13 protein-coding genes and 1 pseudogene are annotated in these 16,356 nt (G+C 50.3%); 12 read left to right on the top strand and 2 right to left on the bottom strand.

Annotated features, from left to right (window positions below; all coding sequences use genetic code 11):
• The first annotated feature begins 466 nt into the window (after nt 1–466).
• The 9 genes from NT073_RS05715 to NT073_RS05755 all read left to right on the top strand — a co-directional run bounded on the left by NT073_RS05715 (nt 467) and on the right by NT073_RS05755 (nt 13,853).
• The gene (locus tag NT073_RS05715) at nt 467–1,261 is read left to right on the top strand and encodes a cation transporter (protein ID WP_297370089.1); all 795 of its coding nucleotides are present in this window, start codon (nt 467–469) and stop codon (nt 1,259–1,261) included.
• A gap of 22 nt (nt 1,262–1,283) precedes the next feature.
• Entirely contained in the window at nt 1,284–3,353 is a 2,070-nt protein-coding gene (gene nadE, locus NT073_RS05720; protein WP_297370092.1) for an NAD(+) synthase, read from the top strand.
• 232 nt (nt 3,354–3,585) lie between these two features.
• Nucleotides 3,586–3,960 (top strand): hypothetical protein, encoded by a 375-nt coding sequence (locus tag NT073_RS05725; protein WP_297370095.1) that lies wholly within the window; start codon nt 3,586–3,588, stop codon nt 3,958–3,960.
• A gap of 46 nt (nt 3,961–4,006) precedes the next feature.
• Nucleotides 4,007–4,393 (top strand): hypothetical protein, encoded by a 387-nt coding sequence (locus NT073_RS05730; RefSeq protein ID WP_297370098.1) that lies wholly within the window; start codon nt 4,007–4,009, stop codon nt 4,391–4,393.
• A gap of 811 nt (nt 4,394–5,204) precedes the next feature.
• Nucleotides 5,205–7,607 (top strand): ABC transporter permease, encoded by a 2,403-nt coding sequence (locus NT073_RS05735; protein ID WP_297370101.1) that lies wholly within the window; start codon nt 5,205–5,207, stop codon nt 7,605–7,607.
• Nucleotides 7,608–8,042: 435 nt separating this feature from the next.
• The gene (locus tag NT073_RS05740) at nt 8,043–10,040 is read left to right on the top strand and encodes a serine hydrolase (RefSeq protein ID WP_297370104.1); all 1,998 of its coding nucleotides are present in this window, start codon (nt 8,043–8,045) and stop codon (nt 10,038–10,040) included.
• Between the two features lie 394 nt (nt 10,041–10,434).
• Nucleotides 10,435–11,439, top strand: coding sequence for an IS110 family transposase (locus tag NT073_RS05745; RefSeq protein WP_297370107.1), 1,005 nt, complete (start codon nt 10,435–10,437; stop codon nt 11,437–11,439).
• Nucleotides 11,440–11,764: 325 nt separating this feature from the next.
• Nucleotides 11,765–13,306, top strand: coding sequence for a PAS domain-containing protein (locus tag NT073_RS05750; RefSeq protein WP_297370110.1), 1,542 nt, complete (start codon nt 11,765–11,767; stop codon nt 13,304–13,306).
• Between the two features lie 118 nt (nt 13,307–13,424).
• Nucleotides 13,425–13,853, top strand: a complete 429-nt coding sequence (locus NT073_RS05755; protein ID WP_297370113.1) for a GNAT family N-acetyltransferase — start codon at nt 13,425–13,427, stop codon at nt 13,851–13,853.
• A 205-nt stretch (nt 13,854–14,058) separates the two neighbouring features.
• Here NT073_RS05755 and NT073_RS05760 read toward each other — a convergent pair whose 3' ends face one another.
• Nucleotides 14,059–14,628, bottom strand: a complete 570-nt coding sequence (locus NT073_RS05760; RefSeq protein ID WP_297370116.1) for a PIN domain-containing protein — start codon at nt 14,626–14,628, stop codon at nt 14,059–14,061.
• Nucleotides 14,625–15,074: a helix-turn-helix domain-containing protein gene (locus NT073_RS05765; RefSeq protein WP_297370119.1), complete on the bottom strand. Its 450-nt coding sequence runs from the start codon at nt 15,072–15,074 to the stop codon at nt 14,625–14,627. The genes NT073_RS05760 and NT073_RS05765 overlap by 4 nt, the downstream gene beginning before the upstream one ends.
• Before the next feature lie 450 nt (nt 15,075–15,524).
• Between NT073_RS05765 and NT073_RS33305 the strand changes: the two are divergent.
• The 3 genes and pseudogenes from NT073_RS33305 to NT073_RS33315 form a co-directional block, all read left to right on the top strand.
• Nucleotides 15,525–15,737: pseudogene (locus tag NT073_RS33305) on the top strand (recombinase family protein); the annotation flags it as partial.
• Between the two features lie 107 nt (nt 15,738–15,844).
• On the top strand, nt 15,845–15,916 hold the full coding sequence (locus NT073_RS33310) for a recombinase family protein (protein ID WP_366107228.1): 72 nt from the start codon (nt 15,845–15,847) through the stop codon (nt 15,914–15,916).
• Nucleotides 15,917–15,994: 78 nt separating this feature from the next.
• Nucleotides 15,995–16,105 carry a hypothetical protein gene (locus NT073_RS33315; protein ID WP_366107225.1) on the top strand — a complete coding sequence of 37 codons (111 nt, stop codon included), beginning with the start codon at nt 15,995–15,997 and terminating at the stop codon, nt 16,103–16,105.
• Nucleotides 16,106–16,356 lie beyond the last annotated feature (251 nt).

Here is a 16,356-nt window from a genome sequence, read left to right on the forward strand (position 1 = left end):
AAAACCGGGTTGGTCATTCTGACACGGGGTAGCAAATTAGATCCTGGAAATTCAACCCAATATGACCAATGGTAACCTTAATCCGAACAGTGCAAATGTTGTTTGGGCTGGCAATGGCCCTAGGAGTAAGCGGTTGGTGCTTGTGGCGCTTAGGAATCCTGTTTGGCCTGTTCAAGCGTAAAACGGCCAAAAATGAGGGATCTAAGGAACGTCAGAAGAGTAAAGGGACCGGGCAGAGGGCTCCACAGCAAGCCCAGCTAAAGGAAAAGAAAGCAACAATATCCAAGCAGGCGCTGTATAGCGCGCAACAGATAAACCAACGAGCGAAGTAGATGAACGAACCCCGCTGGGAATAGTATACCAGGCTTGAGACGGGCTTAGCGGGTTAAATCTTGGTGTCTCATTCAGATGTAACCGGTTTAGGTAAACTCTATAAATGTTATTCGATACAAAACGTATTGTGATGATGAATAAATCAATATTTCAGGTAGCGGGGATGGATTGTCCTTCCGAAGAACAACTCATCCGCATGAAGCTGGCTGATAAGCAGGACATTGAACGGCTCCAATTTGATATTCCAAACCGTAAAGTAACGGTGCTGCACAACGGGGATGCCGAGCCGATCACGCTCGCCCTGGCAGAATTACGGTTGGATAGCCGGTTGCTCGAAACTGAAGATGCGGACTTGGCCGAACTGACGGATGAAGCTCCGCGCGACCGCCGGTTGCTACTGACGGTGCTGGCTATTAATGGCTTCTTTTTCGCTCTGGAAGTGCTGGCGGGTATCATGGCCGATTCGATGGGTTTGGTCGCTGACTCGCTGGATATGCTGGCCGATGCCCTGGTCTATGGACTGGCTCTTTTTGCGGTAGGCAAGGCTGTGCAGCAGCAAAAAAAGGTCGCCCGCATCAGTGGCTATCTACAACTGATTCTGGCGGCTGGGGGCTTGGTGGAAGTGGTGCGCCGGTTCATCACGGGTGAAGCCTTGCCCGATTTTGGCTTGATGGTGGGCGTTTCCCTGCTGGCCCTGATCGGAAATTCGATATGCCTGTATCTATTGCGACGCGAACAGAGCGACAAAGTGCATATGCAAGCCAGTGAGATTTTCACCTCGAACGATATTGTCGTGAATCTGGGGGTGATCCTGGCCGGTGGCCTGGTGTACCTGACCCATTCGCCCTATCCCGATTTACTGATCGGCCTGGCAATTTTCGTGGTCGTGGCGCGTGGCTCATTTCGGATTTTTCAATTAGCGCGCTAATACGCAGCTAAATGGTCGAACTATGAAACTGTTAAAAGTAGGCGCAGGAGCGTTGAATCAAACGCCCCTGGATTGGGAACACAACACCCGAAATATCATTAATGCTATTGAAGCCGCCCACGCACAGCAGATCAGTTTGCTGTGCCTGCCGGAACTCTGCATTACCGGCTACGGCTGCGAAGATGCCTTTTTTGCCCAAAATACGGTAGATCAGGCTTCGAACTGCCTGCTCGAAATCGTCGGACATACCCAAGGCATTCTGGTCACCGTGGGCCTGCCGATTCGGTACAATAACCGCATCGTCAACGTGGCCTGCCTGCTGGGAAATGGACAAATCATTGGCTTTATCGGCAAGCAGCATTTGCCCAACGATGGCATTCATTACGAAGAGCGTTGGTTCCAACCTTGGGCAGCGAATCAACGCGCCGACATTCAGGTGGGGCAAGCCACTTATCCGCTGGGGGATTGGGTATTCGAGGTATCGGGTATTCGCATCGGCTTTGAAATTTGTCAGGATGCCTGGATAGCGGGTCGGCCGGGCCGGGTGCTCTATAAGCGGGGCGTCGATATTATCCTTAACCCTTCGGCCAGCCATTTCGCCTTTTTCAAATCCGAGGTGCGCGAACGGTTGGTGGTCGATGCTTCCAGGGCGTTCGGGGTCAGTTACATTTACACAAATTTGTTGGGAAATGAGGCTGGCCGAGTCATCTACGATGGAGATGCGATGGTGGCCTCCAATGGCGTATTGCTGACATCGGGGCCACGTCTGAGCTACGAAGATTTTGTGCTCGTCTCGGCGGTGGTGGATGTGGAAGCCACCCGATTGCGTCAAATTCAGGATCGGGGGCCGATTGCACGGGCCGTATCCGAATGGCTTATTAAAACGAATTTCGATTTTCCGGCTGTTGAACCACTCATACAGAAAGCGGAGCTGGAAGCCTGGGAACGGGGGGGCTACCTGAAAGAAGAAGAATTTTCCCGGGCGGTGGCCTTGGGGTTATTCGATTATCTACGCAAAAGCCGTTCACAAGGCTATGTACTGTCACTGAGTGGTGGGGCTGATTCGTCGGCCATTGCGGCCCTGGTCTTTCTGATGATCCGCATGGCGGTTGAGAATATCGGACTCGATGGCGTTAAACAGAAACTCGGCTACATCCGCGCCCTTCAGGATTGCGCCACATCAGAAGCCATGGTGGGGCAGTTGCTGACGGTTATGTACCAGGGCACGGAAAATTCGTCCGACGATACGTTTCAATCCGCTAAGGTACTGGCTGGCGATATTGGTGCGCGGTTTCTCTCCATCCGTATTGATGGCCTGGTGGGCACCTACCGGGGATTGATTGAAGAACAATGGGGCCGCAGACTTACCTGGGAAACCGACGATATTGCGTTGCAGAACATTCAGGCCAGGGTGCGGGCACCCAGTATTTGGCTGCTGGCCAACCTGAGCAATGCGCTCCTGCTGACGACCTCCAACCGGTCGGAGGCCGCAGTGGGTTATGCCACGATGGACGGCGATACAGCCGGGAGCATTTCCCCCATTACCGGCATTGATAAGCACTTTCTGCGAAGTTGGCTGCGCTGGCTCGAAACCGTCGGGCTGAACGTCAAAAACGCCTGGGTATCGCCTGACCGTAGCGGCACGGTGTCGCAGCCAACTGAAGCGAATCTGATTAAGGTGAAGGGACTTCGGGCAGTCAATCAGCTACAACCCAGCGCCGAACTCCGGCCCTTGGACAGAAAGCAGGTCGATGAAGAGGATTTGATGCCCTATGACGTATTGAATGCCATTGAAGAAGCCGCCATTCGAGATAAACAATCGCCTTTGGAATCGTTGAGAATAGTCCGGGTACGCTTTGCGGACAGCTACGAGTTAGCGCAACTGGCCCTTTGGATAGAGCGGTTTTTTAGGCTTTGGAGCCGGAATCAATGGAAGCGCGAGCGGTACGCGCCTTCCTTCATGTTGGACGATCATAACCTTGACCCGCGCTCCTGGTGTCGCTTTCCGATTTTATCGGGGGGCTTCGAGAGAGAGCTTGACGAAATGCGAACTTGGCTGGATGCCAAATCAAGCGGGAGTAAACTGGGATGATCAGCCGGTTACGGAGCCATTCTCAGCTAATTTAAGTGTCTTGTCCAGATTTTATTTGGAGGGTTTTCTGAACGGTTTTCATTGTGACCCGTCCTAGAAAGTGTTGACCCTTGCTATAAATATCGGGATTTTAGACTAACACATTGGGTTTCTTCGTTCAAATGCCAAAAGAGACAGTGAACGCACCCGGTGCTTTGTGCATCAATTCATATTCCTGTTGTATCTTTACCCTATGAAGTTTCTGGCAATCCTTTTGGCCTTTGTCGTTGTGTGGCTTTCCGTTGCCCCGCAAAGTGCTGAATTGTGCCAAAAATCTATGGCAAGTGCAGAAACCTCATGCTGCGACGGGGGCCACTGTGCAACGGCTGAATCCGGGCAATCCGGCAAAGCAGACGACACGCACGAAGGAACAAACGATTGTTGCTCTGGGGGAATCTGTAGCCCGTTCCAAATGTGTGCGGGCTGCTCTATTGTTAAGGTGGAAGGGTTCCAACTCCCTGCACCATTGATTTCCCCCATTTTGAAAGAGAAAGTTCGCTCCAATTATACCGTCTCGGTTTCTCACTTTATTGGCGACTTTTTCCAGCCGCCCGAATGGATGATCTGACCTCCGCACGAGTTCAAAATTTTTATCATTCATTCAAATTTTCATCATGAAAAATTTCATTTCGGCGACTCTTTCCGCCCTGTTTCTATTTGTCTCAGTTAGCACCTTTGCCATTGATGCACCGAAGGCACCGAAAAAAGCCAAGTCAACCTGTAGCCAATCGTCTTGCGGTTCGAGCTGCAAAACTACGGCTGCGCCCAAAGCGGCCACGAAGAGTACGGTGGCTCCTGCCAACAAGGTTGCAAAAGCAGATGGTGATTGCTGCCCGACTTCGCCCGATTGCGTTTGTATCCCTACGGGTTCGTCCTGCGTCTGTGTGCCTACGCAAAAGGTGGCCAGCGTTGCTAAAGCCGCAACGGCACCAATCGTCGCGCTTGCCTCAAACGGCGGCAAAGCGGCTTGCCCCAATACGCCTGGCTGCATTTGTGAGTAAGCATCTATGCGAATAACAAAAAGTCCGTCAGTAATGACGGGCTTTTTTATTGTTCCGTATCGCCGGTAATTCAGGCGGGCTGTATAGCGTATGCGGCTCGACTGTTAGGGCTGGCCGGGTTTTCTTTCAAGGAAGGGAGAGAAAGTTTTAAGAAATCGAACGATGCTGCGGTCTGCTGTAATCACTGTTAAGCGGTCTTTTGTATTGACGGCTTCAGGTAAATCCTGACTGAATCGGGGTACGCTTCAAGCTGGATTGAAATACATCGACGCCTTCGGGGTACCAAGCTAGCCCCGCCGGTATCGGACGTTTTTTTAAACGGTTTCCAGGTAGCAGGAAGATTGTCGAAAACCGGCTTTATTGCGGCTAGAAAAACCGTTCAATTAAGTAGTGCACGAATTGTTGCTCTTAACTGATTTTTCTGGCCATTTAGATGAAAGCTATCGATATAATACATACTGTTGAATTGTAGTGATTATTTCAGCCCGCCCTTCCTGTGTTAAACAACATCATTTGCCTTTTTGATACAAGTCGGAAATTTGCCGACAGAGGCCAGCCACCTCTTTGTTTGGTTATACCCAACAGTCTCACAAAAACGCTCCCTCTTGAGACGAAGAGCGATTTTCGTATCTATAATTAGGGCGTTAATGAAACTCCAACTTTCCTGCCTCCGCAGACCGTTAACGGGCGAAGCTAGGACAATGGGATACGCAAAAGTCATTTAAGAGATGAATTCGGTGAATGATGTCAACGCTTAACTGGTACATCGTGAAAATGTCTAATTTACCTGCGTCTTAATTCATCCTGCTTTATGCTTCAAAACTACTTTACGGTCGCGGTTCGTAATTTGTGGTCACAAAGGACGTATACGCTGCTCAATGTGCTGGGCCTAACCGTTGGGCTAACGGGTGGACTTCTGATTTTTCTGTTTCTCCGCTACCACCTTAGCACCGACCGACACCAGGCTAACTTCGACCGACTGGTTCGATTCAGCACCGATCTCCATCTGGAGGACGGCACGGTAGAACCGAGCGCGGGCGCTCCCCCGCCGTTGGCAAAAGCGTTACGAGCCAGCTATCCACAGGTTGAACAAGCGGCTTTTATGCTGAATTATCCTGACATGAACGTCAGTTTTCAACGAACTGCTGGTGCACCACTAATACGCTTCATAGAACATGATGGCATCGTTTTCGTAGAACCTGAATGGCTTGATGTGCTGACCTACACCTGGCTGACCGGGAACCCCAAAATTGCGCTGAAGGCACCGAATCAGGTGGTGCTGACCGAGTCTTGGGCGAAGCGGTATTTTGGTACGGTGACTTGTTTATCGAAACAGATCACCCTTCAAAACAACGTTGTAACAACTGTAGTAGGTGTAATCGCTGACGCACCCGGCCCGACGGATACACCTGTGCAAATGTTGGTTTCGCTGCCTACCGCTTACGCAATGGGCATCGACAAGCGCATGGCCGACGACTGGTACGTACCCAACAGTACGAACCGGGTATACGCTAGGTTGAAAGATCCGTCAGCACTGGCTGAGCTACAACGGGCCATGCCTGCCTTTCGAAAAAAGTACTACGGCAAGTCCGCCCACTTTTTTCACTTTATTATTCAGCCCTTCGCTGACCTACACACCGATGTACTTCGTGATCCTGCCCATACCATCCGGTTACCGTTACTATGGTCGCTGGGAATTATCGGCCTGCTGTTAGTGGTCGTGGCCTGCATCAACTTTATCAATTTATCGACCGTACAAGCATTCCGACGGAGTAAAGAAATCGGCATACGCAAAACGCTGGTCAGTTCGCGGGGTCAACTCATTCGGCAGTTTCTAGCTGAAACCGCGCTAGTTGTGGGGCTAGCCACGAGCTTAGGCTTATTACTTACCTTGCTGCTTCTACCCTTATTCACGGATTGGGTACAACTCCCGCTCCGGCTGCGCTTCGATGGGGTAACGGTGGGATTCGTTGGGTTGTTAGCGGGCGGGATTCTGCTGCTGGCGGGTGGTTATCCAGCTATCATACTATCGAAGTTTTCACCTTGGGCTGCCCTGACGGGTTCTCTTAAAACAACATCCGGCGGTGGGCTGACCTTGCGCCGGGTGCTGGTCGTTGCGCAGTTTACGGTCTGTCAGGTCTTATTACTCTGTGCGCTCGTCGTGACTCGGCAAACTCACTACATGCAACAGGCCGATCCAGGTTTTACTAAAGATAATATAGTCATTGTGGACCTGCCTTACAACCAGAAAGCCCGGCATGACGCCTTCAAACAAAAGCTACTGGCCTATGCAGGGGTACAATCCGTTAGTTTGTCGGTGGTACCCCCAGTTACCCCAGCCATGTACGGAGGACAAGTGAAATTCAATGGCAGACCCGATTGGGAGAAATTTCCGATCCGCGACCGTCTAGCAGATGCCGATTATCTGAGAACATACGGATTGCACTTGCTAGCCGGGCGTAATATCACGCCGGGCGATACCATCCGCGACTACGTTATCAACGAGACACTAATGCGCAAACTTGGCTACCATGACCCTAAACAAATCTTGGGTAAACCGATGTTGCATTATCTCTCTCATGTGCCGTTACCCATTGTGGGTGTCGTGAAGGATTTTTATCAAAAATCAATGCGCGATGAAATCAGCCCGTGCGTCATTGCCTGCTGGCCAGAATGGTATCGCAAAGCGGGGGTTCGTATTGGGGGACACAATATGACGCAGACGCTCGATCAACTTGAGAAGAGTTGGCAGGATGTGTTCCCCGATGAGGTATTCACCTACCAGTTTTTGAACGATGAAGTAGCCAACATGTATAAGACCGAGACGCTGATCGTGCGACTAGTCAACGCCTTCACGATACTGGTCATTTTGATTGGGTGCCTGGGGTTGTATAGCTTAGTATCCTACGTGGTCGTTCAGCGCAGGAAGGAAATCAGTATTCGCAAAGTACTCGGCGCGTCAGTAAGCAGTGTTGTGGCCCTGTTAGCCGGAGATTTTCTTAAATTGGTTTTCGTAGCCATCCTACTGGCTTCACCACTGGCCTACTATGTTATGAATCGCTGGTTGGCTGACTTTGCCTATCGTATAGATCTTTCCTGGGTTATCTTCATGCTGGCGGGCTTGCTGGCTGTGGGTATTGCGCTGTTGACGGTCAGTTTTCAGAGCATTCGGGCCGCCTTGATTGACCCGGTCAAGTCGTTACGAAGCGAATAGTCTCACGAATCAGCTATTCTCAAGAAAACGCTCCCAAGCGAGACACAAGACTATTCTTAATGGGAAGCTTATAAACCAGCTGCTTCACGCTACTTTGACGCACTCGTTTAACTGACGACCCCATGGACTGATCCATTCATAGGTTTCTTTTGCAAAACCTAGAATGGAAGGAGTTGCGATTAGTAAACCAAGTCCAGTTACGGGCCTTGAACACCCGCAAGCGGAACACTAACGAAACGGGGCGCAACCCTTACAAGGTTTATTACCGATCAAACTTATCGATTTAGTAAAAAATAGCGCCGGTACTGTTTGCGGTATCTGCACGTTTATCGACTCAACTGTGGGTTCTGGCAACTTCCTCGCTTTGATTTTCACAAAGCACTCAAGTATCTTGGCTAACTACATTTTGATCCATAAACCAATCAGTTTCAACCAATGGCTATTCCTTTTGTCGCTTACCACGACCGCTCACACGCCGACCATCAACAACAATGGAACACCCTGGTGCCGAAAGGTTTCCGGCCCATCTCGCTCAGTGTATACGGCGACCGGGCAAATCCGCTTTATGCGGCCATCTGGGTGCAACGCCCCGGACCCGCCTTTGCGGGCATCCATGGGGCCACTGCCACCGATTTCCAGAAATTCTTTGATAGCTGGGCGGCCAAAGGATTTAGCCCCACCATTTTATCCGCTACCGGACCCGCCAACAATCCCGTCTTTGCGGCTATCATGGAACAGTCAAAGCAGGGCGTTTCACTGACACGGTATGGCTTGATCACCGGTTCAGTGGACGACCCTAACACCTTGGAACACTGGCTTAAGCAGGCCCATGATGACCACCGGATTCCGCGTTGGATGGCCACCTATGGAACTCCGGCTGACCGCCGGTTCACGCTTGTACTCGACCCCAATCCCGGCCGGGTGTTGTGGAGTGTGGCTGGACAGTGGGGCGAAGATGCCAACGGGTATCAGGCCCGCTTCAACGCACAGGTCCAGCAGTGGGCACGCCCGGGCTTTGTAACGGTTGCTCCGGATGCTACGTATCTGTCTCTATTCCGCGAAGATAGTATCGGCGGCTGGGTGGCCCGTCACAACATGACGAGTCAGCAATACCAGCAGGCGTTTAACGAAACTGCCGCTAAGGGGTTATTTCCTGTCTGCGTACAAGCTGGGGGAAGTGGGACTAATACCCGTTTTGCTGCGCTTTTTGCCACCCGCGACACACCAAACGACCGCTCGTTTGCGGCTACCGGTACCGCTGTGCCGTCCATGAGTTTTATCGATACAAAAGTTCGGAACTTCATGATTGAAAACGGTACCCGGGCCATCGGCGTGGCGGTGGTCAAAGACGGGCGGCTGGTTTTTGCTCGTGGTTATACCTGGGCCGAAGCCGATTACCCGCTTACGCAGCCTACCTCCGTCTTTCGGATTGCCAGTTGCACCAAACCCATCACCTCACTGGCCATTTTTCAGCTTATTCAGCAAAAAAAATTGGCCCTGACCGATACAGTTCAGTCTATTCTTAACCTGACTCCGCCACCCGGCACGAGCATTAATGCTGACTTTAAAAGCATCACGGTGCAACATCTCTTAAACCATCTGGGTGGCTGGGACCGTAATCAGGTAAGCGACCTGCCACCGCTGGAAGAGATTAGTAAGGCGTATAACCTGGCCAGTCTGCCCCTTACCAAGCAACAACTGGCCAGTTACAAAGCCTCGCTGCCCCTCCAGTTTTCGCCTGCTACGCAACAGGAATACAGCAACCTGGGCTTTTTGCTGCTGGGGATGATTATTGAGAAAAAACTGGGGATGACCTACGAAGACGCCGTAAAGCAACGCGTGTTTTCGCCCCTGGGTCTACAACGACCTCATCGTACGCCCGTTGCTCAGTCGGCCCAGCACACTGGGGCTGTTCGTCACCATGACTCGGCAGCCCCCTGGGATGATTTGCGGCTTTCTCCTAGTGCCGTAACTGGCAACCCACAGGGTAACCGGCCGCTGGTAGCGCTGCCCTACGGGGGTGAGGATTATGCTCTTTTCGATGCGTTCGGAGGTTGGTGCATGGCCCCCGTCGATTACGCCAAAGTGCTGGCCGGTCTTATGGCCTCCAATAACCTGCTGCTCGACCAACCAACGGTTGAGGCCATGCTAACTATACCGACCGCTCTCTACAGCAAGGCTACCCAAGTTGATATGCCCAATTACGCTAATGGCTGGGATTCGTGGACTGAAGCCAATGGGGTGCGTGGGTATCAGCATGGGGGGGGTATGCCCGGGGTATCGACTCGAATTTTGTACCGTACCGATGGGTGGGGATTTGTCATCTTCAGCAATGAAATTGGGGCCCCGGACCTGTATCCTGAATTAGCCAATATGGCAGCGTCTGACTGGCCCACGCATAACCTGTTTACCCAAGTAGACATACCAACCTGAAGGGTGGGCTGACTAATGAAGATGATGTCACGGTTAGAAACCCGAATGCGGCTACTTGAGCATCGGTAGTGGACCACTGGTTAGTTAGTAAAAATTTAATGTCGCACAAAACTGTTAGGTTTGATTCTGAGACGAAACCAAGATATACCAATAGCCTTTGTTACTAAAAAATGAGATATTTCAAAGAGTAGCGGGGCGAGCTAATCTTTAAACCAGGTTATAGACCTATCGCGGGGTGGCCCGTGCCATGCGATATAGCCCCCGTTTACTCTTTGAATGCAGAAAAGGAACCTATAGGAATTGAGGCTTAAGGCCTACTATCACACCGGGCCGCCGGAGCGGTTACGTTCATCTGTCTGCTCACTCTTAGTATGTATCGTTAACAGGCTAAACCATGATTACTTACAACTACTTCATCGGTACCGATATTGGCAAGAAAACCAATGCAGTTTGTGTTATTGATGCACTTGAAAGCCGCCAACTTGAGCTGACCATACCTAACTCCAAAGCGGGGATGGAAACCTTGCTCAAACAGCTGAAAAAGTTGCCTGACTTCAGGCTGGAAACAACACTGTTCTGTATGGAACATACGGGGATCTATTGCCAGCCAATGGTCAATTTCTTTTATCCCATCGGCGCTAATTTATGGCTTCAATCAGCCGTCCATATTAAACACTCGCTGGGCTTGACGCGGGGGAAGACTGATAAGGCTGATGCCCGACAAATTGCTAAATACTGTATTCGCCACCAGCGTGATCAGCGTCTCTTTAAGTTGACAGATACCCTATTAGCTACGGTTCGTCAGCTTGCCCAGCAACGTGAACGGTTGATGGAAATGGCCAAGGCCTTCACGGATTTGAGTCAGGACTACCAGGCGATGGGACTCTTCGCGGAACTGAAGTTACATCAGCAGACCAGTGAAGTGGCTTTAGTAGCCTTGCAGAAGCAGATCAAGTTAGTAGAGACACAGATTGAGCGCCACATCAAGGCCTCCCCAGAGTTAAAATCGAACATGGATTTACTCATGAGTATACCAGGAGTGGGTCGGCAAACGGCCTTGTTTATGCTTATCTTCACCAGCAATTTTACCCGCTTCACGGACGCTAAAAAGTTAGCCAGCTATGCCGGTGTGGCACCTTTTGCCTATGAGTCCGGCACTTCGGTAAGGGGCCGAACGAAGGTTAGTCGGATGGCCAATACGAAATTGAAACATCTCCTGCATATGGCCGCCTTAGCCGCCGTCAAAGCAAAAGGGGAATTGAAAGATTATTTTGAGCGGAAAGTAGCGGCTGGGAAGCGCAAGATGAGTGTTTACAATGCCATTCGCAACAAATTAGTCCATCGGATGGTAGCCGTCATGGAGCGTGGAACGGTCTACATGGCGATGTATGCAAAATAGAATAATTTTTAGTTGACAAGGCTTGATTTGTTCATAGGAATCGCTCCGCAAGTTGAGACGAATAAGCGTTTGTGAGTATAGATCGAGAGCCCTTACAAATGAATAGATTTATAGACTAGTTTTACCCTGGAAAATCACCTTACCCGTTGCACCTGGCAGCCACGTTGTGCGTCCTAAAGCCATTAAACTCAACGGACACCGATCACTTTCGCCAGACGTCACATTATCCGAGCGAAGATCTTTACCAGGATGGGGACTTCTGGCCAACTAGTGCCCCGGATATGCTCGAAACAAACGACCTTTGCGTCCTATAAAGCATTCTATCATGCCATCTGCTTTACCTGACCAATCTAAATTAGACCAGCTCCTGCTCCTGGCTGACGATTTGCCCGTGATGGTTTGGGTCACCCAACCCGACGCGACCTGTGTGTTTCTCAACCAGCGCTGGTATGACTACACCGGCCAAAACGCAGCTGAGGCGTTGGGTTTGGGCTGGTTGACCGCTGTCCATCCCGACGATGCGAAGATGTCGGGCGACATCTTCCTGACGGCCAATCAGGCGCAGCAACCCTTCGCTCTGGACTATCGGCTACGGGCCGCCGACGGCTCCTACCGCTGGATGAAAGATACGGGCCGCCCCCGCTTTAACGACCGGGGAACCTTTTTAGGCTTCTTCGGCACGGTCACCGATATCCATGAGTTAAAGATCACCCAGCAGCGGTTGCAAATGGCTATCGAATCGACCGAGCTGGGCACCTGGGACCTGAACCCCGTCACGGGCGAGCTGATCTGGTCAAATCAATGTAAAGCCCTGTTTGGCTTACCGCCCCAGGCCAGCGTCAGTTATCCGCTGTTTTTGCAAGGGGTGCATCCCGATGATCGGCAGCGAACCGACGCAGTGGTTCAAGCGGCTCTGCAAGGTCATCAGGAAGGTTTTTATTCGATCGAGTACCGCACCATCGGCTTAACCGATGGCCAGTTACGCTGGGTTCGGGCCCAGGGGCAGGCGTATTTTGACCAGCAGGGAGTGGCAACCCGCTTTGTGGGCATGGTGGTTGACATTACCCACCATAAACTAACGAGTGAACTCCTCGAACAACGCGTCGCCCAGCAAACACACCAGTTGCAGGTGGCCAATCATGAGCTGCAACGCTCCAACGAGAGCTTGCAACAGTTTGCCTTCATTGCCAGCCATGATTTGCAGGAACCCTTGCGCAAGATTCAGCAGTTCGGCAATTTGCTGAAAACGCGGCAGGCTGACTTAACCGAGGAGAGCCTATTGTATTTAGATCGAATGCAATCGGGGGCCAGCCGGATGTCCACGTTGATCAAAGATCTGCTGGACTTCTCACGCCTCTCCACTCAACAGGAGGCCAGTAAACCCGTCTCCCTGCAAACCGTGGTGGAAGGTGTGCTGACCACCTTGGAATTTCAAATGGATGAGTTAAGCGCCCAAATCCGGGTTGGTTTACTGCCTACTGTTGTGGGTGATGCCTCGCAGTTAAACCAGCTCTTTCAAAACCTGCTGAGCAACGCTTTGAAGTTCCGCCGTCCCGGCCAACAGCCCCTGATTGACATTAAGGCGGGCTTGCTGGCTGTTGAGAAGTTGCCCTCTGGGGTCAAACCTGGTCGATCGTCAATAGCTTATCACCAAATAGCCGTTATTGATGATGGTATTGGTTTCGATGAAAAGCACGCCGACCGCATCTTCCAGGTGTTTCAGCGGCTACATGGCAAAAGTGAGTATGCGGGAACGGGTATTGGTTTGGCCATCTGTGAAAAGGTTGTCGCCAATCATGGCGGGGCTATTACGGCCACCAGCCAACCTGGTCAAGGGGCCACCTTTACAATCTACCTACCGGCGTAGCTTAATACATTAGTACGTATTTCGTTCGATCTGGTTGGATGGTCCTTTTTCTAAATACCCTCATTTACAAAAACGCCCGTTCTCACATAAGGTTGGGAAACCAGTACTAAACCGGTATATGGATTGGCTGATTACAGACCCTATTCCCCAGCATCTTCCAGACCTGAGACGTATTTATCAACAGGGGCGTCGAATGGCTTTTCCCTGGGCAGACCCAGCCACTTTTGAGCTCCTGGACTTCGATCAAGCCACCCAGGACGAAAGGCTCTTAGTGGCCACTTTCCAACAAATTCCGATGGGCTTTATCGCTTGGTGGCCACCAGATAATTTCATCCATTCCCTGTTTATTGATCCCTTATTCGTGGGGAAAGGCGTAGGTAAATCGCTTTTGCACGCTTGTTTAAACGAGGTTGGACGACCGGCTACTCTTAAATGTAATTTAGCAAACCAGAACGCCTTAGCGTTCTATTATTCTCAAGGATGGCTACCGATCCAGGAAGTAGAAACCACACCAGATTCTTATTTGTTGCTGGCGTTTAATGGGTAAGCGGGTAGTAGCTGAATAGTATTGTTTTCAGAATCCTAGGTGACTGATTAGTATGGACGGAAAAATAAAAAGTGAGTGTCTCGCATAAACGCTCCTGCCTGAGACGGAGAAACGTTCATGAATATGTAGCTTTGACTATCCAATGCTTATAAACCATTGGTTAAGGGGATATGAATCGGTGTTCAAAATGGGGAAGATCCTGACTTTATAACAAGCTATATAACAGGTCAGCCGTTACTCTAAGACCTACTTTTTTAAAGTTCTCCAAGACTTGTTCTGGTGTCATGGGGGGCTTCTTCAAGTAGGAAACCTGTTGGTCAAAGGCCATCAGGGCTCTTCTCGAGTCTAAATCGATCAGGTTGGCGATGAACTCGTCAGGGTGCTGAGCTTCGAGATCGAATAGGCTCAGAATGGCACTTGGGAAGTCCTTGAGATTAGCCGTCACAAGCACATCGGCCTGGCAACGAATTGCGGCTGCTAGTACATGGCAATCGTCCGGGTCAGGTAGAGCCAGGGAATCAATCAGCGCTTCGTAGTGGACAACGTTTGCATCGGGAAAGGCGTTGTTCATAGCCTGAGTGGTCCGTTCCAACTGATCAGCCGTTAGTTCAGGTCTGTTCAACAACAGATTCCGGGTCCATTCCTGATGAATTCGATCTGTCCACTTTGGGCTGTACAAATCAACATCCGCTAAGTTTAGCAACAGGTCTCGAATCGGTGCTGGGTAGAGTACGCAAGCATCAAGTAAAGCAATAAACTTAGGCGAATGGATCATTCGTAACCCAGGTTGAGGTCTTGGGCTTGCTCCGCTAAGAAGCGCAGGTTCGCTTTCCTGTTCGCTTTCTGCTGAGCTTCATAAGTAAGTAAGTCATCAAGCAAGATTCGGCGATGGCTACCTACCTTCTTAAAGGGAATCACGCCTTCTTCTAGCAGCTTGACAATATGTGGTCTGGACACATTGAGCATATCGGCAGCCTGCTGGGTAGTAAGTTCAGCGTCAGAGGGCACCAGCGAAATGGCTTTTCCCTCCGCCATACTGGAGAGAATGAAGGAAAGCAATTCGAGAGCTTTGGTGGGAATGGTAAACGATTGTTGGCTTTCCTGTATCTGGATGCTTATGCTATCAGAGGTTCTTTCTGCCAGGGCAGCAGTAAAACCAAAGAGCGATTCACGCGCTACGTGTTGCTCGTGTAGGGTAGGCTTCTCTAGCACAGCTTCCATTTACTTGTCGTCTTAAGGTACAAAGTTACTAAACGAAATAAACGAAACAAAGTTCAAGAAGACCTTATTTGTCTCTGGAAGGAAGCTTTGTAGTGATCGATTGACCGGCCAAGTTGGAAAACTTGCCAGTAGTCGACTGAATAAACAGGGCTATTGATGAACACTTCGTTGACCTGATTTTGGGTACATCGTATACTACGGCCAGAGCCAGAGTAGCCCGTATAGCGATGGCAGACCGTGCTGGTTTGGGAGTGCTGGACAGATGTTGGATCAATCAGCAGGTATTCCAAAAAGCAAACTCTGCACAGACGCTCTATCTGCTGAAAAACTAGTTATTAATATCTCCTCCCCTATTTCGTAGCATGCAGCTGCAACCAGCTGACTATTAAGGTCATCTTCTCGGATATAATCTTTATCAGTACACATTTTAAGACCGTTTCGGCTACTTATATGTTATTTGGCTATGCTCGCGTATCAACGCAGGACCAAAACTTGAACTTGCAACTGGATGACCTGAAAAAAGCAGGTTGTCAAAAGATCTTCCAGGAGAAAGTTTCCTCGGCTAAAGAACGACCCCAATTAGGGAAGCTACTGGAAATTCTGCGAGAAGATGATACGGTTATTGTCTGGAAGCTTGACCGGCTGGGCAGGTCATTAAAAGAACTCTTCACGCTAGTCAATGACTTTCAGACCCAAGGAATTGGTTTCCGCAGTCTGAATGATGCCGCGCCACGGTGGCCATTGATACCACCACTGCCCAAGGTCGCTTGGTGTTTAACCTATTTGCGTCACTGGCCGAGTTTGAGCGTGATCTAATCCGGGAACGAACCAAAGCAGGTTAAGCTGCGGCTCGAGCCAGAGGCCGCATCGGCGGACGACCCAAAGGACTCACCCCTAAAGCTCAAGCGAAAGCACGGGCCGTGAAGGCTATATATGCTCTTAAAACTCATACGATTTTAGAGATTGGTCAGTTATTTCACCTAAGCCGAGCGACGGTTTACCGCTACTTAGCCTGGCAAGAAGTAAAATAACGGCTGCTTCATAAAATGGGCGTTTAAAGAGACACATAGAGATTAATTGATCTGTTATAAGACTATCAAATTTATAGTTTTGTTGTAGCTGGTCGAAAAATACTTATCGCTTCAACGCTCAGATTCAAACTGCAACGGTCGGTGCACTAGGTTAGGGGTATGGAAAGTTATGGTTGGGTTTCTTTCCGTAAACAGGTATGATATAGTCGAACGAGCGATTCCTATTGAATTTCACACGAATACTAAATTAA

The organism is Spirosoma sp., from assembly GCF_026391055.1.
Lineage (GTDB): Bacteria > Bacteroidota > Bacteroidia > Cytophagales > Spirosomataceae > Spirosoma.